The sequence below is a fragment of the Kitasatospora sp. NPDC059571 genome, from assembly GCF_042735675.1.
Lineage (GTDB): Bacteria > Actinomycetota > Actinomycetes > Streptomycetales > Streptomycetaceae > Kitasatospora.
The window spans coordinates 315-941 of record NZ_JBHWBW010000011.1 but is presented as its reverse complement, the minus strand read 5'-3'; the positions used below and the strand labels follow the sequence as shown (position 1 = coordinate 941).

Here is a 627-nt window from a genome sequence, read left to right as displayed (position 1 = left end):
GTGTTGTTGTCTCTGTGGCGGGTATGGTGCGTGTTGTCATGCACAGGCCCCCCCACCGGCATCGCCCGCGCCCCGCCCGCGCCGGGGCCGGTGGTGCTGCGGGAGAGGAACTCGGTGCTCAGACCCCGGTCGGACGCGGAGACGGTGGGCAGCTTGGCGGTCGCGCCGATCGGATTCCCCTTCCCGTCCCGGAAGTGCAGGCCGACGGCGACGTAACCGCCGTAGGTGGTCCAACCGCCGAGCCAGCCCGCGAGGTTGTAGTGCACCCCGCCGCCGTCGATCGTCGGGGCCGCCGAGGAGACGTCGACGTTCTGCGACATCGAGCCGTCGCCGAAGTTGCCGGGTGCGAAGAAGGCCCTGCCGGGCGCGTTGCCGTCGCTCGGCAGGCCGAAGGACCCGGCCGTGTGGCACATCGCGTTGATGCCGCCGGCCTCGACCGTCCAACCGGGGACGGTGGTGGCCGCGCCCCAGTCGTCGGTGCAGAAGCCGCCGGCCTCCGCGTCGCCGTTGACGATCAGATTGCCACCGCTCCCCGCGCCCCCGCGCGGGGGCGGGGGGGGGGGCGGCCCTTATCCGGGGGGGGGGGGGGGGGGGGTGCACCCCGCGGTTGGGGGTGGGGGCCCTCGC

At 74.6% G+C, this 627-nt stretch carries 1 pseudogene; it reads right to left on the bottom strand.

The window, feature by feature from the left end:
- Positions 1–413, bottom strand: a pseudogene (locus tag ACFV0G_RS03145) (hypothetical protein); the annotation flags it as partial.
- Positions 414–627: the final 214 nt, after the last annotated feature.